This is a genomic window from Legionella nigrisilvae, assembly GCF_977063395.2.
Window position 1 is genome coordinate 663,471 of record NZ_CDRUGZ020000027.1, and the last position, 22,311, is coordinate 685,781.

The window sequence follows — 22,311 nt, forward strand, 5'->3', positions numbered from 1 at the left end:
TAACTCTTGCGAACTCTCTTATTGAGAGCCATAATTTCGTTTTTATTTTTAAGGTTAATGATGGAATTTTTAGCACAATACGGTATGTTTCTTTTAAAATCAGTGACTGTAGTGATTGCCTTTCTCATAATATTTGCAGGTTTCTTTTCCCTGAGCCGCAAACCCAAACCTAAACTTGAAATAACATCCTTAAATAAGCAACATGAGCATATCATAAACATAATGAACAAAGAAGTGCTTGGCAAAAAAACACCCAAACCGAAAAAAAATAAAGAAGAACAACCCACTCTTTTTGTTCTTGATTTTCATGGGGACATGCGAGCCTCTCAGGTAGAACAACTTAGAGAAGAAATAACGGCAATTCTCTCCATTGCAAAAGCTGGGGACGAAGTTTTAGTTCGACTGGATAGCCCTGGCGGTGTAGTCAATAGCTACGGTTTGGCTGCCTCACAGCTCCAACGTATACGCGATCGAAATATTCCTTTGACTGTAAGTATTGATAAAATGGCTGCCAGTGGTGGGTATTTAATGTCCTGTGTAGCCAATAAAATTATTGCAGCACCTTTTGCGATTATAGGCTCTATAGGTGTAGTAGCCCAAATCCCTAATTTCCATCGATGGCTTAAAAAACATGATATTGATGTAGAATTGTTAACCGCTGGAGAATATAAACGTACCTTAACACTCTTCGGTGAAAATACTGAAAAAGGAAAGAAAAAAGCTCAGGATGATCTCGAAAAAATTCATGCGGCATTCAGAAATTACGTGGCTGCAAATCGAGAGCAACTTGATATCGACCAAGTTTCTACAGGAGAACATTGGCTAGCCAAAGATGCATTTGATCTGAAACTCGTCGATAAACTCTGCACTAGTGATGACTATATCATCGAAAAAATAGCGAACTATAAGGCATTTAAATTAACCGTGCCTCCCAAAGCGTCTCTAGCCAATAAATTACTTAAACCAGCAGCACGACTGATGCACCCTTGGGGATAAAAGAACCGCAGGGACATTTCTATATTAATGTTCTTGCTAATTCCCAGGGTTTAGATCTCCCGTGGTTTTTCATGTCATTCCCGCGAAGGCGGGAATCTATCTTTAAATTAATTCCTCACTGCATTTATGAAAATGCATTCCTTCCTGAGCGGGAATAAGAAAAAAGGGAAGATACCTCAGAAATAAGAACACCATACCCCAAGATTCGGCAGCAGGATTAGGAACTAAAAACCTTTAAGATTCAAAATACTGGATGAACTGCTGAATTTGAGATAATGGTATATAATTAACTTAGATTACATAAGGGAGTGCGCTATGAGTGACTTTAAATCAAAACTACCTGACCTCAAAGAATTAGCTTCAATGACAAGCAAGTTATTTACAGATATTAAAAAAAGTGTTGGTGAAATCGTTCAAACTTATAAAGAAAATAGAGCACAAGAAGCAGAGGATGCAGCAAAAGCAGAGCAAGCAAATGTAGAACCGGTTAAAGAAACTAAATCTAAAAAACCTGTTGAAGAACATGTACCTACAGATCCTACTCAAGTTGATCCTGTTCCACCGGTTAAATCTGCCCCATCGGTTGAACCTGTACCACCAGTTGAGCCTGAACCACCCATTGTAACTCCAAAAGAGTCCAAAACTGATGACACAAAACCGTAAGAAGTCTTACGGATCATAATCTTTCCTGGGTGAAGCGCAGCGAAACCCGGGAGATACCTATTTAATATCCAACTAATAATCACACCCAAATTTCTAAGGTCACCATCGTTTCAAACTCGTTCGGGCCGCGTCAATCCATATTTGCGCATTTTTTCTACCAAAGTAGTTCGCCTCATATTCAAATAACTCGCAGCATGTGCAACTACCCAATCTGACTCATTTAAGGCTTGGCTAATAAGAGCTAATTCAGTTTTCACTAGATGTTCTTTTAAGTCGATCCCCTCCGTACCCGAAATTTGCTCTTGACTCATTACGTCAAATAAGGCTTCTCGTTCAGAACTTGATGTATCAGATCCTGTTTGCGAAGGTTTATAGCCACCTCGTATCTTTTGTGGTAAATCCTCTTCACTCAAAATTCCTTTTGGATATAAAATAGTTAAACGCTCTACTAGATTAGCTAACTCCCTAATATTACCAGGCCAACTATACTGGCTTAAGGAAGCCATAGCATCGGGCATTAAGCGTACGCTAGGTCTGTTTTCGCTCTCAATACGAGAGATCAACTCATTAAATAATAATGGAATGTCCTCAGCTCGCTCTCTTAAAGGAGGCATTTCTATAGGAAAGACGTTAAGCCTATAAAATAAATCCTCTCTAAATTTTCCTTCTTTAATTGCTTCTTCCAAATTTCTATGCGTGGCAGCAATAATCCTTACATTTACATCAATACTTTTATTGGAGCCTACTCGTTCAAAACAACGCTCCTGTAATACTCGCAATAGTTTTACTTGCATAGGTAATGGCATATCACCTATTTCATCAAGGAATAAAGTACCACCATTTGCTAATTCAAATCGTCCTTGACGGGATGTAATCGCACCAGTAAACGCACCTTTCTCATGTCCGAATAATTCACTTTCAAGCAATTCTCCGGGAATGGCACCGCAGTTAATAGGAATAAATGGCCTAGTGGCTCGTGAGGATAGAGTATGGATATTACGTGCTACAACCTCTTTACCAGTTCCAGATTCTCCAAGAATTAGAACACTTGCTTCAGTATCAGATACTTGCTCTATTAATCTGCGAACATTACGAATACTGACACTATTACCTACGAGGCTGCGCAGTAAAGGATTTTTATGATTATTGAGTACAATCGATTTGACTGCTTCTTTTGCAATCTGGCATTGATGCAAAGACTCCATTATTTGAGCATAAGTAAATGGGAAGGGTTGGCAAGCAACAACATTACGTAAAAGGCACTGAGTATTATTCAATTTTTGACCCACAAGAATCACTGGAGCCTTGGGAAATCTATTCACCAAAGAATCCAGCTCATTTATAGTCTCCTGGATTGCTTCGCTAGCACCCAACAGAATAACATTAGGCTCAAAATCAGCAATTTGCCACTCACGGTACTTACTGACTTCAGTAGATTCACCGATAAAATCAAGTATTGTTCGCAGCGTGTTGCCGCGACGTTCATTATTATCAATGATAAAAACTATGTCATTAATACTCATAAACTTATCCTTAAGTTTTATAACCCCACCTATCATTCCTTCTCCTAAAAAGAGAAAGAGTTGAACAATTTACTATCGATAACACACAATCAATTTGAAAGCATTGCACTGATTCCCAAAACACAATTCCTGACTACCAATTGTTTTTGTAGCACTTACCTGACTTTCTTTCACAAAATACTTGGCGCGTATAAAACCCATACGGCTGCAAAAGGAATTAGCAGCTTGGGAACCACAACCTTGTTTTTGGTCATAACACCAATCCACTCGATATTCATTAAAACGAGGGACAGCAAAACTCTTTTCTCGATAATGATAGGGTTTTGGAGGGGTATGAGATAAGCCATTAGCGCAAACAATGGTCATAAAACCATTACATCGCCAACCTTTACATGTTGCGCTCGTTGAGAGGTAATGGGTTAATCCTATATTGTAAGCAATTTCATTATCGCTGGAATAATCGTAACCTAACATTTGGCAATAATGATCTGCTACCATCTTGCCACATTCCTTTCCATCCACCGTACAATAATCCAGCCGCTCTCCTAGATAAGTAGGATGCCAAAAATTTCGAAAAGCTTTATTGTGCTTTTCACTTATATTTGAATGAACCGAAAAGGAACAACATAAAAAAACTAAAAACATAAAGTAACGAAAATTGCTCATTAAAACAATCCTTTAGCGACTATCAAATCATGTTAGCCTATGACGCCAACAGGTACAAGAGTAACATAAGGCAAATCACTATTGATTTATTAAATGTAGCACATTTAAGTCCATTCATTTTTCAAATAGTGATTATTGTTGCTAGTTAATTGATCATTAACTTTCTAGAAGGATAATTGAATTCTTTGCATAATGACCCGTTCATGTGGGCGATTTATTACTTTACTCGTCGAAGCAGTTGCATAGGTATTAGCGGTTAAGCATCCAGGTGTGATAGGTGCATTTAATCCTCCTGTTGAGCAGCCTCCTAAAAAGTTAGTTTGATCATACTCGGTCATAATGACTATATTTCGGTTTAAAAACCAATTGATCCCTTTTCCCCAGGTATTAGCTCTTTGAACGGTTAATCTAGGATTAGCAAAGGTGTAATTAGTTTGCTCTCCTTCGGTAATAAAATAACTAAAAATATTATTATCCATTGCTAATTGAGACCATCTTGCTATTAATTGAAACGCACCCAATGCTCCTCCCCCCCTAGGGGAAAAATTGCGATTAGGTTTTAATGTCCCGAAGGTAAAAGGTTCTTAAGTCAAATTACATGCCACTTGAATCTCAGCGGAATTGTTTCTCACAGAAACGAATTGGGATTGGCATTAGGGAAAACCTGACCCTTAGACAAAGTTTGCTGAGTTTGTGTCCATTCCCCAAACAGACCAAAAGAACCGAGAAACCAAAAGGCTTGAGGATGCAGTCTTTTTCTGGAGCCATTTCTGTTTACATCCGCTTCATAAAAGAAAATTGGAAATAGTAGATAAGTGCAAAACACAAAATGAACTAATAGCCCACAGAAAGGGAATTTATTTGTACTAGATAATTTATTGGTTTTGACTTTACTATTCCATTTGAGATAGGCTTTAAGTGATAACCTAAGAAATTGTGAGCCTAAATAGGATTGTCACTATCAATAAATAAATGTTCTAACTCAAATTGAGAGGCAAGATGGTTACCCAAAGCCTGAATTCCATAACGTTCTGTAGCGTGATGACCGCAAGAATAATAATGAATACCTAACTCTTTTGCTTGATAATAAGTTCGCTCAGATATTTCTCCGCTGATATAGGCATCCACACCTAAACGGAATGCATCCTCGATAAAATCCTGGGCTCCTCCACTACACCAAGCAATATGGGTGATGGGTTTTTCACTACCTGCAATGAACAATGGAGCACGTCGCAATTTATTTGCTAAAAATTCAGTAAACTCTGCTTGCTTCATTGTGTGAGTTAATTTTCCTGACCACAGCAGATTATCAGTACCCCCTGCCCGGTGCATGTGAACAACATCGACTTCAAATAATTTGGCCAAACATGCATTATTTCCCAGATCAACATGGCAATCTAAAGGAAGATGATACGCAAATAGATTTAATTCATTACACAATAATTGATAAATCCGTCGACGCTTCATCCCTATAACTATGGGCGCTTCACCACGCCAAAAGTAACCATGATGAACCAACAAAGCATCTGCACCCCATGCAATTGCCTGAGAAATCGCATCTTCAGAAGCAGTTACCGCGGTACAAATTCGCTTAATTTGCTCTTTACCTTCAACCTGCATTCCATTGGGTGCGTAATCATTATATCGATCACAGCTCAAGAATTGATGCAGGTATAAAGATAGTTCTTCTTTGGTAATCACCGGTCAGAAACCCGCTTGATATCAGCGCCTAATAAGGATAGTTTTTCTTCTATACGCTCATAACCTCTATCCACGTGATAGATACGCTCAACTGAGGTTTCACCGTCTGCAACTAATCCAGCTAAAATCAAACTGGCAGAGGCACGTAAATCAGTTGCCATTACGGGAGCGCCGGTTAATCGCTCAACTCCATTAATTATGGCAGTATTTCCATTAAGTTGGATCTGCGCACCCATGCGTTGTAATTCTTGTACATGCATAAAACGATTTTCAAATATCGTTTCTACTATAGTTGAAGAACCATCAGCAACTGAGTTCATTGCCATGAATTGAGCCTGCATGTCCGTTGCAAAAGCGGGATATGGTGCGGTGGCAATATTTACTGCCCTAGGACGTTGGTTATGCATATTGAGACTTACCCAATCCTCACCTATTGTTAACTCTGCGCCAGCTTCTTCAAATTTACATAATTGCGATAATAAGGTATCAGGTCGAACTCGTTTCACGGTAACATGACCTCGAGTTAGAGCTCCTGCTGCAAGATAAGTTCCTGCCTCAATCCTGTCAGACATAACCGAATAAGTACCCCCAGAAAGAGACTCCACACCTTCAACTTCGATGATTGAGGTCCCTGCACCAGTAATTTTTGCCCCCATTTGAATCAAAAAATTGGCCAAATCAACCACTTCCGGCTCACGAGCCGCATTTTTAATAATTGTTGTTCCTTCAGCAAGGGTTGCAGCCATAAGAATATTTTCAGTACCCGTCACAGTGACTGTATCAAACAATAAACGTTTGCCTTGCAAACGACCACGTCGACAACGAGCATTGATATAACCATTTTTTACGGTAATATCGGCGCCCATAGTTTTCAATGCTTTTAAATGCAAATCGACCGGTCTTGTTCCGATAGCACAACCTCCGGGCAAAGACACGTCTGCTTTACCAAATCGAGCAAGTAACGGTCCCAATACTAAAATCGAAGCCCGCATAGTTTTTACTAGATCATAAGGAGCAACAAATTCATTTACTTGATTTGCATCAACTTGGACATTCATTTTTTCATCAACAATTAATTGAGCGCCTAATTGACCAAGTAACTCCATCATAGTAGTTATGTCTTTGAGGTGGGGAACATTGGAAATAGTGACATGATCTCTCGCAAGTAAGCTCGCCGCCATAATAGGTAAAGCAGCATTTTTTGCTCCTGAAATAACTACTTCACCATTTAATGCTTTGCCACCATTTATTAATAATTTATCCATTTTGCTTCCCCCATTCTTCTTTTGTCCACGTATTCATACTAATTGCATGAAGCTTTCCCGTGGTAATCAATTCTTTCAATTGTGCATAAACCCATTGCTGTCTGGCGACTTTGGACTTATTTAAAAAAACATCACTAACTACGGTTATCTGGTATTGATAACCATCCCCCCCCACTTTGATGTAATAAACATCATCAATGGTTTTAAATTTTTGTTCGATTTCTTCATTACTTATCATTAAAATTAGCTCACAAATTGAAATAAATACAACTTTTGGCATCAATTCTATCGGAGATAAAACAAACGCATCATCCGAGATTTAATTATCCAAATAAAAAAAGAAAAACCCGGGCTCTGGCTCAGACCGTCACCCAGGCTACAATTTATAATCCTAAAAAAGTAACCGCTTTTTAAAAATGGGCATTCCTATTGGAATAATTAAAAACTACACCGCCTCCAAAATGCCCTTTACGCCACAAAACTCTACTAAAGATTGAGTTTCGATAGGCATACCTATGATTTCAAAAAACTTGTTATTTTTTTTACATAGCTTTCTAGCTTCAATAAGTAGTGCTAAACCCGCACTATCACAATGTTTTACATCACTTAGATCCAAACTAAATCGGTCGGTTTTATTTTCCATCAAAGCCTGATAGAGCTTTGCTCGCACCGCAACCACTGACTTAAATGTCAAATCAACCCCAGGTTTAAAATTAACATTTTTCACAATTAGGAAGTCCTTTTAATTTGCTTTTTTTCCATTAACTTAATGACTTCGTCAATACTGGAGTTTTGTAATGCAGCGGCAAACTGGGAGCGGAAACTTTGCAACAGGCTTACCCCTTCAACGCTAAGATCATAGATCTTCCACTGACCATTTTTAGCTACAAGGCTATAAGACAATGGAATATTTTGGCCTTCTGCACGAATAATAATGCTGTTAACACGCAAAAATCGAGCGTTTAAAGAGCCTCTTAACGGTAAAAATTGTATGCTTTCATTAGTATATTGTGCTAAAGGACTGGAATAAGTACGAATAACTAAGCGTGTAAAGGCTTTAGAAAATTGCGCTCTTTGCGCATTTGTTGCCTTACTCCAAGCTTGTCTTCCTAAAACAGAACGTGACATACCTGCAACATCAACAATGGGTAGCAAATTGTTTTCTACAGCGCGATAAATAATACTGGGATTGCTTTTTAAGTTGTCCTTGTTCTCTTTTAGGGTAGCGATGATGTTGTTAGCAGTTTGCTCTAACATAGGTATAGGAGAGTTTTGTGATGCATTCATTATCGGAGATAAAATCACACTGACAACTAATAAAATTGTTTTTATTATTCTCATGTTCTGACCTTATTTTTTAATGTTAAATAATAGTTGACCAATTAAATTTTCAAGAATAATTGCTTCTTGAGTTTTTCCAATCACATCTCCATTTTGCAAATAAGGATGCTCTTTATTCTCGTCATCCTCAAAGCCTGGAACAATACTAATATAATTTGAACCAAGCAACCCCTCAGTCAAAATGCGTGCTGAAGCATCATCATAAGGTATTTTTTTATCGCTACGCAAACGCATAGTTACCTTTGCGTTCAGGTCTCCCGGCTGCAACTCAATATGAGTTACCTCACCAATCCTAACTCCTGCTACAGTAACAGGTGCCCGGACTTTCAAGCCTCCAATATCGGTAAAATCAGCAGTTACATCATAACTGTCATGAGATCCAAAACTAGAAAAATTACTTACTTTCATTGTCATGACCAGCAAAGCCAATATACCAAGCAACATAAATAGGCCAACACTAAAATCTACGTAACGTTGCTTACTCATTTACCAATCTCCAATCATCATTGCGGTCAACAAAAAATCAAGCCCTAATACAGCAAGCGATGAATAAACTACTGTTTTAGTCGTCGCTTGACTAATACCTTCTGCGGTAGGCACACATTCAAACCCCTGGAATACAGAAATCCAGGTTACAACAAAAGCAAAAACTAAACTTTTAATGATACCACTGAGTACGTCAATTCGGAAATCCACTGCTGCTTGCATATTTGACCAGAAACTTCCTGCATCCACTCCTAACCAATGAACACCAATAAAATAACCACCAAAAATGGCTACAGCAGAAAAAATTAATGCCAAAAGAGGTAAGGTAATAAAACCCGCTATAAAACGAGGATAAATAACTCTGCCTAAAGGATCAACTCCCATCATATCCATACTGGATAATTGTTCGGTGGCTTTCATCAAACCTATTTCGGCAGTTAGGGCAGAACCCGCACGTCCAGCAAACAACAATGCACTAATTACTGGACCAAGTTCTCTTGAAATACTTAAGGCTAATAATTGACCTAGTTGACTGGAAGCACCAAATTTTTGCAAGGTATTATAACCTTGAAGTCCTACTACCATTCCAATAAATAAGGCAGAAACAACAATGATCAAGCACGATAAAACACCAACAAAATGAATTTGATAGCGTAGCAAGGGCCAAAGTTTTGAAATTCCGGGCCGTCTGAACAACATAAAGAACAAAAATAAGCCTGAATTTCCCAAATTTTGCAAAACCCGGGAACTACGATTACCCATACGTGTAATGAACTCAAGCATCTAATAGCTCCTCTATATAGGCTCTGGCAGGATAATGAAAAGGAACAACCCCATCAGCTTCCCCATGCATAAATTGTCTAATCTGAGGTTCAGATGACTGAATGAGCTCATTCGGGGTTCCTTGACCAATGATTTTTGCACCAGAAATTAGGTATATATAATCTGCTATAGAACAAGTTTCTTCAACGTCATGTGAGACAATTATTGTTGTGGTATGCAACAATTCATTTAACCTTTTGATTAAACGAACCAACACCCCCAAAGAAATGGGGTCTTGCCCAGTAAATGGTTCATCGTACATCATAAGTTCAGGATCTAATGCTATAGTACGCGCTAAAGCAACTCGCCTGGCCATGCCACCGGACAACTGAGCAGGCATTAGGTTTGCAGCACCTCGTAATCCTACAGCTTCTAGTTTCATTAATACGATATCACGCAACATGGACTCATTAAGTTGAGTATGCTCCCGCAAAGGAAAAGCCACATTATCAAATACTGAAAGATGGGTAAATAAAGCAGAGCTTTGAAAAAGTAAGCCCATATTACGTCTCGCCTCATACAAAGCTTTGCGAGATAATTGATGCATGTTTTGACCATTGACATGGATGAAGCCACTGTCAGGACTTAGCTGAGCACCTATTAACTGCAATAAAGTTGTTTTTCCAGAACCACTAGGTCCCATAATTGCCGTAATCTTGCCACGCTGAACCCTCATATCAATACCATTAAAAATACAATGGCTTTCGCGAGTGAAGACTAAATTTTTTATTTCTACCCAATTTTCAGGCATGCTCTCTTTCCGATTTAGCCAAAAGTAGAAGTATACCTAAGATACTCTCCAAAATGCTAGGTTTTAAGCGACTTGATTTTTTGTTCACTGCGTTTTTTAAAGAGTGATACTGAGCAAGGTTTTGCAGGAAATCTTAAAAAATTTTGTTCGGAATGTCATTTTGCATTAGCCAAAGCTTTCCCACACTGGATCAATAAAAAAATTGGGGTATTTAATTCTATATATTCAAATATTTTTTTGTTAGAATGAAAAATTAACAAAAAACATCCAATTGCCTATGAATTTTTGTACCCTCGGACTGGCGGTCATTGAAACTGAAGCCCAAGCTGTCTTTGAGTTAACTCAGCGAATTGATAGCAGGTTTGAAAAAGCCTGTGAACTTCTGCTCTCCTGTAGTGGACGGATTGTAGTAACTGGGATGGGTAAGTCCGGTCATATAGCTAATAAAATCGCTGCAACTTTATCCAGTACAGGTAGCCCCTCTTTTTTTATGCACCCGGGCGAAGCAAGTCATGGGGATCTGGGAATGATTACCCGTCAAGATACCGTAATTGCCATTTCTCACTCGGGCAATACATTGGAATTGGTTACATTACTTCCTCTATTAAAAAGACTTGAAGTCCCTTTAATTGCCCTAACTGGAAATTCTGAATCAACTTTAGCAAAAGCAGCCGACGTCAACTTAGACGTTAGTATCAAGCAAGAAGCCTGTCCTCTTGGCCTCGCACCAACAACAAGCACCACTGTAGCCTTGGTAATGGGAGATGCACTAGCAATTGCCTTGCTGCAAGCCAGGGGCTTTAGTGAGGAAGACTTTGCTTTATCACACCCTGGCGGCTCATTGGGCAAACGACTTTTGCTACGTATTGACGAGCTCTGTCACCAAGGGGAACAGCTACCCCTTATTCATGAAAACGCAACCGTAAGTGAAGCGTTACTTGAAGTAACCGATAAAAAATTGGGTATGACTTGTGTGGTTGATAACAAAGGATATCTTGTTGGGGTTTATACCGATGGAGACATCCGACGCACTCTAACCCGTCAATATGATATTAATACCACACCAATAAAAGAAGTTATGACCCGTAATGCTCGTACTATTTCCAGAGGGATGCTTGCTGCGGAGGCTTTGACTATTATGCAAAAACACAGCATCACTTCATTAATTGTCATTGATGAAGAAAAACGACCTTCGGCTGTTCTTCATCTTCATGATTTATTAAAAGCGGGTGTTTTTTAAATGAATACATTAATTGAGCGAGCCAAGAATATTAAATGCCTTATCTGTGACTTAGATGGTGTTCTTACTGATGGTCTCTTATATATTGATAACCACTTTAATGAACAGAAAACATTCCATATTCATGACGGAGTGGGTTTAAAATTACTGATGACCGCTGGAATTGAGGTCGCCGTTATTACGGGTTCGCGGAATGCAGTAGTAGATCATAGAATGCAACAATTAGGAATTGTTCATTACTATAAGGATCAATTGGATAAACAAGAGACCTACAAGCAACTAAAAAGCAAATTAAATCTCCAGGATGAGCACTTTGCTTACATTGGTGATGATATTCCAGATGCACCAATTATGCAGCAAGTTGGGCTTAGTGTCGCAGTGGCCAATGCGGTACATCAAATTAAAGAAATTGCTATGTGGCAAACCACCCTATCAGGAGGCCGTGGAGCGGTACGGGAGTTATGTGAACTTATTTTAAAGGCACAGAATAAGATGGATTCAGCGATAGCAGGTTATCTAAAACAATGAATGCAACAAAACAACTTATATGGCTTTTTTTTACTTTAATTATCCTAGCCTGTTCCGGATGGTATTACAGCCACTCTACGGTTAAAATTCGATTAGATAGCGAGACTTTGGCAAATTCCGTAGACACTACTATTGTTAACGTTACAGTGCGCCAGTTTAATCCAGAAGGTACACTTGCTAATGTCCTCACCGCACCGTTCATGCAACATATTCAAAAAGGTAATGTCTATTTATTACAAAATCCTCATATTATTGTAAGCCAAGAAGAACAACCTCCCTGGGACATTAGCTCACTTAAAGCCAAATCATTTGAAGGGGGCAAACAAATTACTTTTACAGGGAACGTTGTAGTGCGTCAAAAAAAGGGAACGGAGGAAAGTACTTTAAAAACAGAAGAAGTTACCTACTTCCCTAAAGAAAAGAAAGCAAGTTCTGATTTGCTGGTAACCTATCAGCAACCAGGTAATATTGTACAATCAACTGGAATGAATGCTTATCTCGATGAAAAAAGAGTAGAATTACTGCATCAAGCAAGAGGAAGTTATGCTCCAGAGAATGGTTAACTATAGTTTACTCCTTTTTTTCTTGTTCTCATCTGCTGCCTATGCCTTGACGGAGGATAAAGAACAAGTAATGCATGTTATGGCAGACTCAGCTGACTTAAGCCAACAAGATCATAAAGGAACTTATACGGGCAATGTGGAATTAGTACAAGGAACAACAAATTTACATGCCGATAAAGCGGTGACTATTGGGAATGAAAAAAATCAACTGGTTGTTGCCATAGCCAATGGGACTAAAGAAAAACAGGCACACTATTGGACAATAACGGATCCTCAAAAACCTCCCGTACATGCTTATGCCGACACCATTCGATATTATCCCTTACGCCATTTAATTGAGCTAATAGGAAATGCCCGAGTAGAACAAGGAAAAAATTCCTTTTCTGCTGCAAAAATAAGTTATGATACGGTGAAACAACATGTTCTGTCTCAAGGTGATGACAGTAAAAGGATAGTTATTATTTATCACCCAGAAAAGAAATCATCATGAGTATACTGGAAGCCCGAAATCTTAAAAAATCCTTTAAATCGCGAACTGTGGTTAACGGCATCAGTATCCATATAAAAAAAGGTGAGTGCGTTGGTTTGTTGGGTCCCAATGGAGCAGGAAAAACAACGTGTTTTTATATGATCGTCGGTTTGCAGTCCTGTGATGAAGGTCAAATTTTTCTATCTGACCAGGATATAACACTATGTGCCATGCATCAAAGAGCCCGTCTAGGGATTAGCTATCTTCCCCAAGAAGCCTCAGTCTTTCGTAAATTAACTGTAGCAGAAAACATTATGGCCATTCTCGAACTGAGACCTGATTTAAATGAACAGGCACGAGAAGAAAAGCTCGATCTTCTGCTTCAAGAGTTTCATATCACACATCTGCATAAAAGCCTGGGTATGGCTCTATCTGGAGGAGAAAGACGACGTGTGGAGATTGCAAGAGCTCTGGCTATAGAGCCCTCCTTCATCCTTCTTGATGAACCTTTTGCTGGAGTGGACCCGATTTCGGTCATTGATATTAAAAAAATCATTCAACATTTATGTAATAAAGGTATTGGTGTTTTAATCACCGATCATAACGTAAGAGAGACTCTTGATATTTGCGAGCGTGCCTATATTGTCAGTCAAGGAAAAATATTATGTGAAGGAACCCCGGAGTTGATACTAGCCAACCAACAAGTCAGGGCCGTTTATTTAGGAGAAGATTTTACTTTATAAAAGAATAGACTGGATCTGCGCAGTGGATTCAGAATTTATAGTCAGTAGATGTCCGGTATCCTGCGCTGCACCCACATCACCAACCCATATTTAGATTTAACATGCTGCTCATTATCGATAATTATGATTCATTTACCTACAATCTTGTACAATATTTCCAATGCCTCAACCAAGAAGTATTAATTTATACCCATGATCAAATTAATATAAGTCAAATAAAAAAGCTTGCTCCTCAATACTTGGTCATCTCACCAGGGCCAAAAACGCCCAATGAGGCAGGCATTTCCATGGAAGCAATACGCACTTTTTATCGTACTATTCCTATTTTAGGTATTTGCCTTGGTCACCAAAGTATTGCTCAAGTTTTTGGTGGTCGAATAATAACCGCTCCACAAATAATGCATGGAAGAACGTCAACTATAGAACATAATCAACAAAGAATTTTTAAAAACATTCCGAACCCCTTCCAAGCAACACGTTATCATTCTTTGGCAGTTGAGAAACAAAGTCTTCCTGATTGTTTCTCTATTGACGCATGGACAAATGATACAATAATGGCAATTTCACATCGTCAATATCCTGTTTTTGGTCTACAATTCCATCCAGAAGCAATATTAAGCCAACATGGACTGCAATTATTAGAGAATTTCTTAAAATATGAAACCCAATCTTCTATTTGAGCACTTAATCGCGAAAAAAAATTTGAATCCGGAACAAATGCAATCAGTGATTCATGCATGTATGTCCGGTCGATATAATGAGGTACAGATCGCAACATTTTTAGCACTCATGCGCATGAAAGGTGAAACGACCGAAGAATTAATAGCTGCGGCTGAAGTCATGCAGCAATTAGCCCACCCCATCGACTTAGGGACCAATTTAATTGACATCGTTGGAACCGGTGGAGATGGGAAAAATACATTTAACGTCTCTACGGCCTGCAGCTTTGTAGTAGCCGCAGCAGGATTTCCAGTTGCGAAACACGGTAACCGCTCAGTTTCCAGCCGTAGTGGTAGTGCTGATTTATTAGAACAAGCCGGTTTTATATTAAGTCTTTCTGATCAACACATCCAAAGGTGTATTGAACAATGTTGTTTGGCATTCTTATTTGCGCCTCACTATCATCCCGCCATGCAACACGCACGTGTTGCACGTCAACAACTGGGGATTAGAACGTTGTTCAACTTACTTGGACCATTAATCAATCCTGCGCGAGTAAAAAGACAAGTAGTAGGTGTATTTTCAAAAGATTGGCAAAAACCTTTAGCTTCGGTACTGGCTCATATGGGAAGTGAGCGAGCTTTAGTTGTAAACTCTCAAGATGGATTAGATGAAATCAGTATTGCAGCCTCTACAGATGTACTTGAGTATCGAGAAGGTTCCTTTCATCACTGGATTATTAACCCAGAAGACTATGGAATCAAACATCACTCATTAGATGAAGTGATCGTTGATTCCCCCCTGCAAAGTTTAGAATTGATTCAAGGGGTGTTTTCCGGAAAACAAGGAGCCGCTCGCGACATGGTTTTATTAAATTCTGCCGCAGCAATTTACTGCGCTCAGGAACATATTTCTTTCATTCAGGCATTGGAACATGCCAAAGTCGTGATTGACAGCGGTAAAGCCAGCCAATGTTTCACTCAACTCAGCCAACTAACTCAAACTTTAAATAAAGAATCGCATCATGAATAGTGTGTTAGAACGTATTGCCCAACGAAAACAAGAAGAAGTAGCTCTTGCTAAAAAAAATAAGCCCTTAAATTTATTAGCAGAACAACCCTCTATGGAGCGCCGTGATTTCATCGCGGCTCTGAAAGATAAGAATGATCCAGCAATTATTGCAGAAATTAAACGCGCATCTCCAAGCAAAGGGTTGATCAGAGAAGATTTTAATGTAGAAGAGATTGCAACAATCTATGCACGACATGGTGCTCGGTGCCTTTCTGTGCTTACGGATATCGATTTTTTCCAGGGGCATCCTGATTATTTAGCTGTAGCAAAAAACCAGTGCAAACTACCTATTCTGCGAAAGGACTTTATTCTTGATTCGTATCAAATTTATGAAAGTCTGGCCTTAGGCGCAGATTGTATCTTACTCATAGTTGCTTTACTTGATGATATTCAGTTAATGGATTTTTGCCAGCTAGCACATGAGTTGGGGCTTTCCGTACTTGTAGAAAGTCATAACAAAGAAGAGCTGGAGCGCGCTTTACGTTTACCTACTCCACTAATAGGTATTAATAATCGCAGTCTTCATACTTTTAAGACAGACATCCAACTCAGTATTCAATTAAAACAATATATCCCCCAAGATAAAATAACCATTACGGAAAGCGGCATTAACTCACCTATAGACATACATTTAATGCAAGCTCATGGAATTAATACCTTTCTCATTGGGGAAAGCTTAATGAGGGCCAAGGATATAGGCAAAGCTTTGGATCAACTGATAAAAGGGGATTAACTAGGAGGGCTAACCTGAAGACTACCTCGATATCCTCTACAATTTGAATAGGTCTCGTTTTATTGTTTAGTTTCGGTCAAATAAAGCCCCCTGCTTTAAATTGACCTTCCATATGAACAATTGCGAGACAACTACTCCCAGTTTGGTTCGGAAGGTTGTGATGGTTCAGGTTCAGGTAATCCAGGATCATCCGGCTCATAAGGATCCGGTTCTTTTGGATATTCGTCAGGCTGATCAGGATACTCATAAGGCTCTGGTATTTCATGTTCGTTTTTCAAGATAACATCCTTATATTTGTAAGATTTATCAAATTATAGCAAAAGGAAAAAAAATGAAAGTAGCTGTAATCACCGGTGCTGCGAATGGAATTGGCTTAGCGTTAAGCCAAGTCCATCTACAACAAGGTAATACTGTAGTAATGGTAGATAAAGATAGCATAAAACTCAAACAAGAAGCCGAACGACTATTATCTCTCTTCCCGGAACAAATTTTGTCAATATCTTGTGATGTAACCCAAGCTAATGAAGTAGCACAATTGGCCAAACAAGTTGAGGCGAAATTAAGGCGTATCGATTGGCTCTACAATAATGCAGGAATTATAGGCCCATTAGAGCCTATTTGGGATTTGAATCCAGAACAAATCCAGCGGGTGATGGACGTGAACTTACATGGAATGATTCATATGATTCAGGCTTTTATTCCTTTCTTGTTTGAGCAACCCTTTCATTCACATATTATCAATATAGCGAGCTTATATGCATTATGTACCGGTTCACAAACAGCGTGTTACTCCATGTCAAAACATGCGGTACTTGCTTTATCTGAATCATTATATTTTGATCTGATACGTATGAAAAAGCCAGTGGATGTTTCTATCGTTTTTCCTTCATTTACAGATACATCCCTTTTATCCCATACAACAAATGCAAACTCCTCTTTACATGAAGCATTAAAATCTCTTTTGTCACATTCACGCCCTGCTATTGATATTGCAGAACATATCGTACAGGAGGTAGATGATAAGAAATTTTATATATTCCCCGATAAAGAAGTAAAAGGATATTGTGATGATCGAACCAAGGCTATGATTCTTCAAGATAAACCACATGTAACTAATATTGAAAAGTTAATGTCTGCGCTAATTAAACGGCAGGAATCCAGGAATTAATCGTTCTATCCAAGCGAGATCTCCTTCCATGTCAGGAGATCCTGTTTGGAGGTAGGTTCTTTGAATTACGGTAGATTAATAAGATACGTTCCAATCTACCTTAGATCGTTTACCTTCCAGGGGAAACTTTGCTCAATTAGTTTATTCGTATAGACTCCCGGATAAAGGGATGGCCTTCACCCGGGATGAGATATTAAGCTTCTAACATATCCAATAGTTCACGACGAAACTTATGATAATCCACTTCTACAGCATGTCGTATATGAGATTTAAACCGATAATGAGGTTTATTCATTTCTTGAAGTGTCTTTTCATGCAATTTATCAGGTCGTTTTAAAGTGCCCATAATAATGCGTGCCGCGATTTTTGACTGATAATCAGCTAGCGGCCAAATACATCCTTGAGGCTGGCACAAACCGATAAAATAAAGATTATCATAGTCTGGATGCATCATTTTTCTATAAAGTGGGATTTTGGTGGAATTACTAAAGTCAGCAATACCCTTATCGAGGAAAGGAAAACTTATTTTATAGCCTGTGGCAAAAATCACCGTATCAAATTCTTCAGATTCACCATTTGTAAAATGAACTCGACTCCCCTCGAAATGAGTAATTCCTGGACGAGGGAACACTTCTCCATGGCGAATAAAATAAAGTAACTCTGAATTAATAGTAGGATGGATTTCTAAAGGCCCGCAGTCAGGAGTCATTAATTTATATTTGGCATATCGCCCTTGCAAAATACGAGCACAAAAACTCAAAAACTTCTGTCTTAACCAGGAAGGCATCCATCTAATTTTGGCTACCGCTGCATCAGTGGGTTTGCCAAATACAAATTTAGGAAAAATATGATAGCCTCTGCGCATACTAATACACATTTGCGAAGAGACGCGTGCCACCTCTACTGCAATATCACACGCAGAATTACCGCCACCAACAACCAAAACGCGTTGATCTTTAAACGCAGAGGCTTTCTTATATTGATGTGAATGCAGCAGTTGGCCCGAGAATTCCCCTGGATATTCTGGCATAAACGGATCCCAATGATGGCCATTAGCAACTAATAAATAATCAAAAAATTCTTCATGAGTTCCCTGTTCATTTTCAAATACTACTTTCCATTGACGCTGACTAGTATGTTCTACCTTCAAAACATTCGTGTTAAAACGAATATATTTAGTTAAATCAAAATGATCCGCATAGCTTTTAAAATAATCTAAAACCAAGGTATGCGATGGATAATCAGGATAATGCGCTGGCATAGGAAAATCTTCGAATTCTGACCAACGCTTTGAACTAATAATATGAGTCGTTTCATAGACACTGGAATGATCGTTTCGTTCATCATATACCCAGTTACCACCAATTTGATTGTTCTTTTCAAATACCGTGATATCGGTTACACCCTCTTCTTGCAAATTTTTAATCGCAGCAAGACCGCTTGGACCGGCTCCAATTATGCATACACGAGAACAATTTTCTTTACCCTTTTTCTTGATTTGCATTACTCAACACCTTTTTTACTTCTTCCATTATCATTGCTTGCACAACGGGATCTTTATCAATAGTGAAATGATTCACTTCGATGCCTTTTAACGTAGTCACGTTAATGTTGTCAATACGTGTTTGCTCTGGATTTACTGCTCTAAGTTTTAAACCACTAAACATGGGTACATATCCAGGCTTATAAAAATTCATTGCATGCTTCACATTGGGTGGAACAATGGTTTGAGATACTGCATCCACAGTGACCAATAAATCCACAGGAATACCCATTTTGTCCAGATTGCGAGCAACTTTAATCTGCTCATTAGCACCTAAAGAATGTCCCACCAGAACAATAGGCCTGTGCTGTTGATGCTTTTGGTAATAGGTAGCTATAGAACGTGTTACATTACCAGCGTTGTACCACATATCACTAGGTGCGGGTATGTTGCATTCTTCAATAACAGTATCGCTCAGTGTTCTCATTCCAGTACTAAAAAGCCCAAGTCCACCTAACATAGTGTGTACTTCACCATGATAAGGTTGCGACTTACTCACTTTCACGGTTTTTGATGTGGTTTTCCCATTATTTTGAGTTTCGGATTTATGAAACACAGATTGAGCGATCTTTGGTATTGGTCTTTTTTCAGAAGCTCTACCTCCTGATAAGTCGACACAGCCCGACATACTTATAGTTATAAGTAAAAACAAAAATGAGCTGAAAACACCTAATTTTCTATTTTGGAATGAGTTCATTTTATTTTTATTCTTAATTTTTAATGCGAGGATCATAGCTTATTCTTAGAAGGTTTGCCAAGATAGGGTTTAAATGAAGTTAAATTCTTTCACTACTATATGTAAGATATTAATTTTGATACTCTGTAGGTCATGAATGCTTAAAATTTATCTTTGTTTATTATTTATGGAGCATGTATAAATTGATCGTGGAAAAAAGAAATTCAATTCTTACTGTCAGCCAACTTAATCGACAGGTTAAATGCTATCTTGAAAATGAACTGGGTGTTGTTCATGTTGAAGGGGAAATCTCTAATTTAAGTAAGCCGGGATCGGGACATTTTTATTTTACCCTGAAGGATCATCAGGCGCAAATTCGTGCTGTTTTCTTTAAAAGTCGTCAAACCAATGGACTTGCAAACAAATTATGCGACGGCCAACATATAGTTGCCAGTGGACGATTAAGCCTTTATGAAGCACGCGGTGATTATCAATTAATTGTAGAGCTAATTACTGAAGCGGGGTTGGGAGCACTCTACCAACGTTTTGAAGAATTGAAAAACAAACTTGCCAGTGAAGGTTTGTTTGATTCAGTAAAGAAAAAACTCATTCCGGCCATGCCTCGCGCCATTGGCATTATCACGTCAACGTCGGGAGCTGCGATTCGGGATATATTATCTACTCTATCGCGACGTTTCCCATTAGCCGAAGTCTTTATCTATCCAAGCGAAGTTCAGGGTGCCGGCGCAGCACAACAACTGATTAACGCATTAAAACGTGCCAATATAGAAAAACGATGCGATGTGCTTTTGCTTGCGCGAGGAGGCGGAAGTATTGAAGACTTGTGGGCATTTAATGAGGAGAGGCTGGCACGAACTATTGCAAACAGCACAATTCCTATTGTATCTGGGATTGGCCATGAAACAGATTTTACCATTGCCGATTTTGTAGCTGATTACAGAGCAGAAACCCCGACTGCAGCCGCTGCAGCAGTGACCCCCGACTGTATTGAGCTGTTTAAATTATTAAACCATTCCATCTCTCGTTTATCTGCGGCAATGCACCGTTTTTTACAAAAATACCAAGTTAGATTGCATCACTTAATCGATAAAATATCCTCACCACAAAAAGCAATTTCCAGTTATTGGCAAACCACTGATTACTTGGAACGGCAATTGATTGCCTGCATGCGATCATACATCAAACAGAAAACACATCAACTCCACATGTGCATCAATCATTTACACGTCCAAAATCCCAAAAACCAAATTAATCAAACAAAGATGGTTTTACAAAAAATCTTAGCTCAATTAATTCAGCACATGCAAAATAAGATCAGCCAACTTCAATATCAATTTAGAACTCAATTATCTACCTTGCATGCAGTTAGCCCCTTGGCTACACTGGATAGAGGTTATGCTATTGCTACCAAAGAAAATAAAGTATTGTTTTCGCACCAACAAGTACATCTTGGCGATACAATCGATATACGCTTGGCACAAGGGAGTTTGACTTGTGATATTACCCAAATACATGAGTAAAAAATGCTTGAAGAATTAAACAATAGCCTTTACTTGATTATTACCCAAACTAAAAATAACATTCCCATCCTAGAAATTATTTTGGTGATTCCATGGCTTTTTTTCTTTGTGAGTAAGATCTATAGAAACATCTTATTGCTGGGCATTATTCCAAGACATCTCCGTGGCTTGCCTGGTATTATATTTGCCCCTCTTCTGCACTCAAATTTCAATCATATATTTTTTAACTCGATTCCCTTGGTCGTTTTAAGTAATTTCATTTTAATAAATGGGCTTAACTACTTTCTTGTCGTTACCGTAATGATAACTGTTTTAAGTGGAATTGCCATATGGTGTTTCGCTAAACCTGGTTTACATATAGGTGCTAGTGGACTAATCACTGGATATTGGGGTTTTTTAGTTAGTAATATCTATCAGACCGCTACATTAACAACCATAATCCTGGGCATAATTAGTCTCTATTATTTTGCAGGTATATTCTTTGGTATTTTTCCTCGAGATAAAGGCGTATCCTGGGAAGCACATTTATTTGGTCTATTAGCAGGTTTAGCTACTAGTTATTTATTTGTACTTTATCCTAATGTTCTACAAACAATTCAAGTTCCGACTAATAGTTTTTAGAAATATTGGGTTAATTAACTCATTAATTCTTAAATGCTGAATTTCGCGTCCCAAAACGCAGATAATCAGCACAGCTTGAGTAATATAGTAGAAATTTAAACAAACCCTATGTTATTCTAAAAAGAAAAATAATTCGAGAAATCAAGATGCAGTCACTTAAATCTCTTTTTTGTATCGGTATATTAAGTTTTCTTATTTCACCAGCATATTCGCAATCCCAATATATTTCCGGTTGCTGTGGTCAAATGGGAGGAGTAAGCTATTGTGATTCATCAGCAGGCCGTCTTGTTTGTAAAAATGGTTTTTACTCTACATGTTATTGCACCCCACACGCAGTCATGGATTTACAATTATTTCGTGGTTGCTGCTTATGGAAAGGCGGCGTCGTTTCAACCTACAGCGTGACAGGATACGTTGTATGCAATGATGGCTCAATTTCAGAAGAATGTTCTTTACGACCCGAAGAGAAAATTGCAGCTTGGTAGGTATCCAATATATACTTCGGAGCTTATTCTCATGCTGCGAAGTATCGTTTTTCAGG

General features: G+C 38.6%; 28 protein-coding genes. 14 read left to right on the top strand and 14 right to left on the bottom strand.

From position 1 onward, the window contains the following. Positions 1-60 precede the first annotated feature (60 nt). Positions 61-996 carry a protease SohB gene (sohB, locus tag ACWTE2_RS20205; protein ID WP_182393678.1) on the top strand — a complete coding sequence of 312 codons (936 nt, stop codon included), beginning with the start codon at positions 61-63 and terminating at the stop codon, positions 994-996. Between the two features lie 315 nt (positions 997-1,311). Then, on the top strand, positions 1,312-1,659 hold the full coding sequence (locus ACWTE2_RS20210) for a hypothetical protein (protein WP_454784087.1): 348 nt from the start codon (positions 1,312-1,314) through the stop codon (positions 1,657-1,659). A 110-nt stretch (positions 1,660-1,769) separates the two neighbouring features. Here ACWTE2_RS20210 and ACWTE2_RS20215 read toward each other — a convergent pair whose 3' ends face one another. From ACWTE2_RS20215 to ACWTE2_RS20265, 11 genes are all read right to left on the bottom strand, one after another. Continuing rightward, on the bottom strand, positions 1,770-3,182 hold the full coding sequence (locus ACWTE2_RS20215) for a sigma-54 dependent transcriptional regulator (RefSeq protein WP_454784088.1): 1,413 nt from the start codon (positions 3,180-3,182) through the stop codon (positions 1,770-1,772). A gap of 72 nt (positions 3,183-3,254) precedes the next feature. Further along, on the bottom strand, positions 3,255-3,848 hold the full coding sequence (locus ACWTE2_RS20220; protein WP_454784089.1) for a hypothetical protein: 594 nt from the start codon (positions 3,846-3,848) through the stop codon (positions 3,255-3,257). 164 nt (positions 3,849-4,012) lie between these two features. Beyond that, positions 4,013-4,369: a hypothetical protein gene (locus ACWTE2_RS20225; RefSeq protein ID WP_454784090.1), complete on the bottom strand. Its 357-nt coding sequence runs from the start codon at positions 4,367-4,369 to the stop codon at positions 4,013-4,015. Positions 4,370-4,790: 421 nt separating this feature from the next. Next, entirely contained in the window at positions 4,791-5,549 is a 759-nt protein-coding gene (locus ACWTE2_RS20230) for a Nif3-like dinuclear metal center hexameric protein (RefSeq protein WP_182391038.1), read from the bottom strand. Beyond that, positions 5,546-6,814: a UDP-N-acetylglucosamine 1-carboxyvinyltransferase gene (gene murA, locus ACWTE2_RS20235; protein WP_454784091.1), complete on the bottom strand. Its 1,269-nt coding sequence runs from the start codon at positions 6,812-6,814 to the stop codon at positions 5,546-5,548. Before murA ends, ACWTE2_RS20230 begins: the two co-directional genes overlap by 4 nt. After that, positions 6,807-7,052, bottom strand: coding sequence for a BolA family protein (locus tag ACWTE2_RS20240; RefSeq protein ID WP_454784092.1), 246 nt, complete (start codon positions 7,050-7,052; stop codon positions 6,807-6,809). The genes murA and ACWTE2_RS20240 overlap by 8 nt, the downstream gene beginning before the upstream one ends. 207 nt (positions 7,053-7,259) lie before the next feature. Then, positions 7,260-7,541: an STAS domain-containing protein gene (locus ACWTE2_RS20245; protein ID WP_182391041.1), complete on the bottom strand. Its 282-nt coding sequence runs from the start codon at positions 7,539-7,541 to the stop codon at positions 7,260-7,262. 2 nt (positions 7,542-7,543) lie between these two features. Beyond that, the gene (locus ACWTE2_RS20250; RefSeq protein WP_182391042.1) at positions 7,544-8,155 is read right to left on the bottom strand and encodes an MlaC/ttg2D family ABC transporter substrate-binding protein; all 612 of its coding nucleotides are present in this window, start codon (positions 8,153-8,155) and stop codon (positions 7,544-7,546) included. A 9-nt stretch (positions 8,156-8,164) separates the two neighbouring features. Then, positions 8,165-8,641, bottom strand: a complete 477-nt coding sequence (gene mlaD / locus ACWTE2_RS20255; RefSeq protein ID WP_182391043.1) for an outer membrane lipid asymmetry maintenance protein MlaD — start codon at positions 8,639-8,641, stop codon at positions 8,165-8,167. Beyond that, positions 8,642-9,424 carry a lipid asymmetry maintenance ABC transporter permease subunit MlaE gene (mlaE, locus tag ACWTE2_RS20260; protein ID WP_110143469.1) on the bottom strand — a complete coding sequence of 261 codons (783 nt, stop codon included), beginning with the start codon at positions 9,422-9,424 and terminating at the stop codon, positions 8,642-8,644. It abuts the gene before it with no gap. Further along, on the bottom strand, positions 9,417-10,214 hold the full coding sequence (locus ACWTE2_RS20265) for an ATP-binding cassette domain-containing protein (protein ID WP_454784093.1): 798 nt from the start codon (positions 10,212-10,214) through the stop codon (positions 9,417-9,419). The genes mlaE and ACWTE2_RS20265 overlap by 8 nt, the downstream gene beginning before the upstream one ends. A 277-nt stretch (positions 10,215-10,491) precedes the next feature. On the opposite strand from ACWTE2_RS20265, the gene ACWTE2_RS20270 reads away from it, so the two are divergent. The 8 genes from ACWTE2_RS20270 (at position 10,492) to trpC (ending at position 16,221) form a co-directional block, all read left to right on the top strand. Then, on the top strand, positions 10,492-11,454 hold the full coding sequence (locus tag ACWTE2_RS20270) for a KpsF/GutQ family sugar-phosphate isomerase (RefSeq protein ID WP_182391045.1): 963 nt from the start codon (positions 10,492-10,494) through the stop codon (positions 11,452-11,454). Next, positions 11,455-11,982, top strand: coding sequence for a KdsC family phosphatase (locus ACWTE2_RS20275; protein WP_182391046.1), 528 nt, complete (start codon positions 11,455-11,457; stop codon positions 11,980-11,982). Beyond that, positions 11,979-12,545, top strand: coding sequence for an LPS export ABC transporter periplasmic protein LptC (gene lptC, locus ACWTE2_RS20280; RefSeq protein ID WP_454784094.1), 567 nt, complete (start codon positions 11,979-11,981; stop codon positions 12,543-12,545). Before ACWTE2_RS20275 ends, lptC begins: the two co-directional genes overlap by 4 nt. Further along, on the top strand, positions 12,526-13,035 hold the full coding sequence (lptA, locus tag ACWTE2_RS20285; RefSeq protein ID WP_182391048.1) for a lipopolysaccharide transport periplasmic protein LptA: 510 nt from the start codon (positions 12,526-12,528) through the stop codon (positions 13,033-13,035). The genes lptC and lptA overlap by 20 nt, the downstream gene beginning before the upstream one ends. Then, positions 13,032-13,757, top strand: a complete 726-nt coding sequence (lptB, locus tag ACWTE2_RS20290) for an LPS export ABC transporter ATP-binding protein (RefSeq protein WP_182391049.1) — start codon at positions 13,032-13,034, stop codon at positions 13,755-13,757. Before lptA ends, lptB begins: the two co-directional genes overlap by 4 nt. Positions 13,758-13,858: 101 nt before the next feature. Next, complete coding sequence (locus ACWTE2_RS20295) at positions 13,859-14,437, top strand: anthranilate synthase component II (protein ID WP_454784095.1); 579 nt, start codon at positions 13,859-13,861, stop codon at positions 14,435-14,437. Next, positions 14,415-15,449 (top strand): anthranilate phosphoribosyltransferase, encoded by a 1,035-nt coding sequence (trpD, locus tag ACWTE2_RS20300; RefSeq protein WP_454784096.1) that lies wholly within the window; start codon positions 14,415-14,417, stop codon positions 15,447-15,449. Before ACWTE2_RS20295 ends, trpD begins: the two co-directional genes overlap by 23 nt. Further along, positions 15,442-16,221: an indole-3-glycerol phosphate synthase TrpC gene (gene trpC, locus ACWTE2_RS20305; RefSeq protein ID WP_454784097.1), complete on the top strand. Its 780-nt coding sequence runs from the start codon at positions 15,442-15,444 to the stop codon at positions 16,219-16,221. The genes trpD and trpC overlap by 8 nt, the downstream gene beginning before the upstream one ends. Positions 16,222-16,352: 131 nt before the next feature. Here trpC and ACWTE2_RS20310 read toward each other — a convergent pair whose 3' ends face one another. Further along, entirely contained in the window at positions 16,353-16,499 is a 147-nt protein-coding gene (locus ACWTE2_RS20310) for a hypothetical protein (protein ID WP_454784098.1), read from the bottom strand. Positions 16,500-16,552: 53 nt separating this feature from the next. Between ACWTE2_RS20310 and ACWTE2_RS20315 the strand changes: the two genes are divergently transcribed. Continuing rightward, positions 16,553-17,389 (top strand): SDR family NAD(P)-dependent oxidoreductase, encoded by an 837-nt coding sequence (locus ACWTE2_RS20315; RefSeq protein WP_454784099.1) that lies wholly within the window; start codon positions 16,553-16,555, stop codon positions 17,387-17,389. A 193-nt stretch (positions 17,390-17,582) separates the two neighbouring features. On the opposite strand, the gene ACWTE2_RS20320 is transcribed toward ACWTE2_RS20315, so the two are convergent. Both ACWTE2_RS20320 and ACWTE2_RS20325 read right to left on the bottom strand, forming a co-directional pair. Then, the gene (locus ACWTE2_RS20320; RefSeq protein ID WP_182391055.1) at positions 17,583-18,893 is read right to left on the bottom strand and encodes a flavin-containing monooxygenase; all 1,311 of its coding nucleotides are present in this window, start codon (positions 18,891-18,893) and stop codon (positions 17,583-17,585) included. Beyond that, on the bottom strand, positions 18,871-19,629 hold the full coding sequence (locus ACWTE2_RS20325) for a thioesterase domain-containing protein (protein WP_182393679.1): 759 nt from the start codon (positions 19,627-19,629) through the stop codon (positions 18,871-18,873). Before ACWTE2_RS20325 ends, ACWTE2_RS20320 begins: the two co-directional genes overlap by 23 nt. Positions 19,630-19,802: 173 nt before the next feature. Between ACWTE2_RS20325 and xseA the strand changes: the two genes are divergently transcribed. From xseA to ACWTE2_RS20340, 3 genes are all read left to right on the top strand, one after another. Next, positions 19,803-21,149, top strand: a complete 1,347-nt coding sequence (gene xseA / locus ACWTE2_RS20330) for an exodeoxyribonuclease VII large subunit (RefSeq protein ID WP_454784100.1) — start codon at positions 19,803-19,805, stop codon at positions 21,147-21,149. A gap of 3 nt (positions 21,150-21,152) precedes the next feature. Next, complete coding sequence (locus ACWTE2_RS20335) at positions 21,153-21,770, top strand: rhomboid family intramembrane serine protease (RefSeq protein ID WP_454784101.1); 618 nt, start codon at positions 21,153-21,155, stop codon at positions 21,768-21,770. Positions 21,771-21,916: 146 nt separating this feature from the next. Continuing rightward, positions 21,917-22,255, top strand: a complete 339-nt coding sequence (locus ACWTE2_RS20340) for a neurogenic locus notch (protein ID WP_454784102.1) — start codon at positions 21,917-21,919, stop codon at positions 22,253-22,255. The last annotated feature ends 56 nt before the right edge of the window (positions 22,256-22,311 follow it).

Bases quoted from the DNA above. Each gene is read 5' to 3' on its own strand.
- ACWTE2_RS20340 (WP_454784102.1), top strand. From the start codon at position 21,917: ATGCAGTCACTTAAATCTCTTTTTTGTATCGGTATATTAAGTTTTCTT.
- ACWTE2_RS20265 (WP_454784093.1), bottom strand. From the start codon at position 10,214: ATGCCTGAAAATTGGGTAGAAATAAAAAATTTAGTCTTCACTCGCGAA.
- ACWTE2_RS20275 (WP_182391046.1), top strand. From the start codon at position 11,455: ATGAATACATTAATTGAGCGAGCCAAGAATATTAAATGCCTTATCTGT.
- ACWTE2_RS20240 (WP_454784092.1), bottom strand. From the start codon at position 7,052: ATGATAAGTAATGAAGAAATCGAACAAAAATTTAAAACCATTGATGAT.
- xseA (WP_454784100.1), top strand. From the start codon at position 19,803: ATGTATAAATTGATCGTGGAAAAAAGAAATTCAATTCTTACTGTCAGC.
- ACWTE2_RS20295 (WP_454784095.1), top strand. From the start codon at position 13,859: ATGCTGCTCATTATCGATAATTATGATTCATTTACCTACAATCTTGTA.
- murA (WP_454784091.1), bottom strand. From the start codon at position 6,814: ATGGATAAATTATTAATAAATGGTGGCAAAGCATTAAATGGTGAAGTA.
- lptC (WP_454784094.1), top strand. From the start codon at position 11,979: ATGAATGCAACAAAACAACTTATATGGCTTTTTTTTACTTTAATTATC.
- ACWTE2_RS20270 (WP_182391045.1), top strand. From the start codon at position 10,492: ATGAATTTTTGTACCCTCGGACTGGCGGTCATTGAAACTGAAGCCCAA.
- ACWTE2_RS20335 (WP_454784101.1), top strand. From the start codon at position 21,153: ATGCTTGAAGAATTAAACAATAGCCTTTACTTGATTATTACCCAAACT.
- mlaE (WP_110143469.1), bottom strand. From the start codon at position 9,424: ATGCTTGAGTTCATTACACGTATGGGTAATCGTAGTTCCCGGGTTTTG.
- ACWTE2_RS20220 (WP_454784089.1), bottom strand. From the start codon at position 3,848: ATGAGCAATTTTCGTTACTTTATGTTTTTAGTTTTTTTATGTTGTTCC.
- trpD (WP_454784096.1), top strand. From the start codon at position 14,415: ATGAAACCCAATCTTCTATTTGAGCACTTAATCGCGAAAAAAAATTTG.
- lptA (WP_182391048.1), top strand. From the start codon at position 12,526: ATGCTCCAGAGAATGGTTAACTATAGTTTACTCCTTTTTTTCTTGTTC.
- mlaD (WP_182391043.1), bottom strand. From the start codon at position 8,641: ATGAGTAAGCAACGTTACGTAGATTTTAGTGTTGGCCTATTTATGTTG.
- ACWTE2_RS20320 (WP_182391055.1), bottom strand. From the start codon at position 18,893: ATGCAAATCAAGAAAAAGGGTAAAGAAAATTGTTCTCGTGTATGCATA.
- sohB (WP_182393678.1), top strand. From the start codon at position 61: ATGGAATTTTTAGCACAATACGGTATGTTTCTTTTAAAATCAGTGACT.
- ACWTE2_RS20315 (WP_454784099.1), top strand. From the start codon at position 16,553: ATGAAAGTAGCTGTAATCACCGGTGCTGCGAATGGAATTGGCTTAGCG.
- ACWTE2_RS20215 (WP_454784088.1), bottom strand. From the start codon at position 3,182: ATGAGTATTAATGACATAGTTTTTATCATTGATAATAATGAACGTCGC.
- lptB (WP_182391049.1), top strand. From the start codon at position 13,032: ATGAGTATACTGGAAGCCCGAAATCTTAAAAAATCCTTTAAATCGCGA.
- trpC (WP_454784097.1), top strand. From the start codon at position 15,442: ATGAATAGTGTGTTAGAACGTATTGCCCAACGAAAACAAGAAGAAGTA.
- ACWTE2_RS20250 (WP_182391042.1), bottom strand. From the start codon at position 8,155: ATGAGAATAATAAAAACAATTTTATTAGTTGTCAGTGTGATTTTATCT.
- ACWTE2_RS20210 (WP_454784087.1), top strand. From the start codon at position 1,312: ATGAGTGACTTTAAATCAAAACTACCTGACCTCAAAGAATTAGCTTCA.
- ACWTE2_RS20325 (WP_182393679.1), bottom strand. From the start codon at position 19,629: ATGAACTCATTCCAAAATAGAAAATTAGGTGTTTTCAGCTCATTTTTG.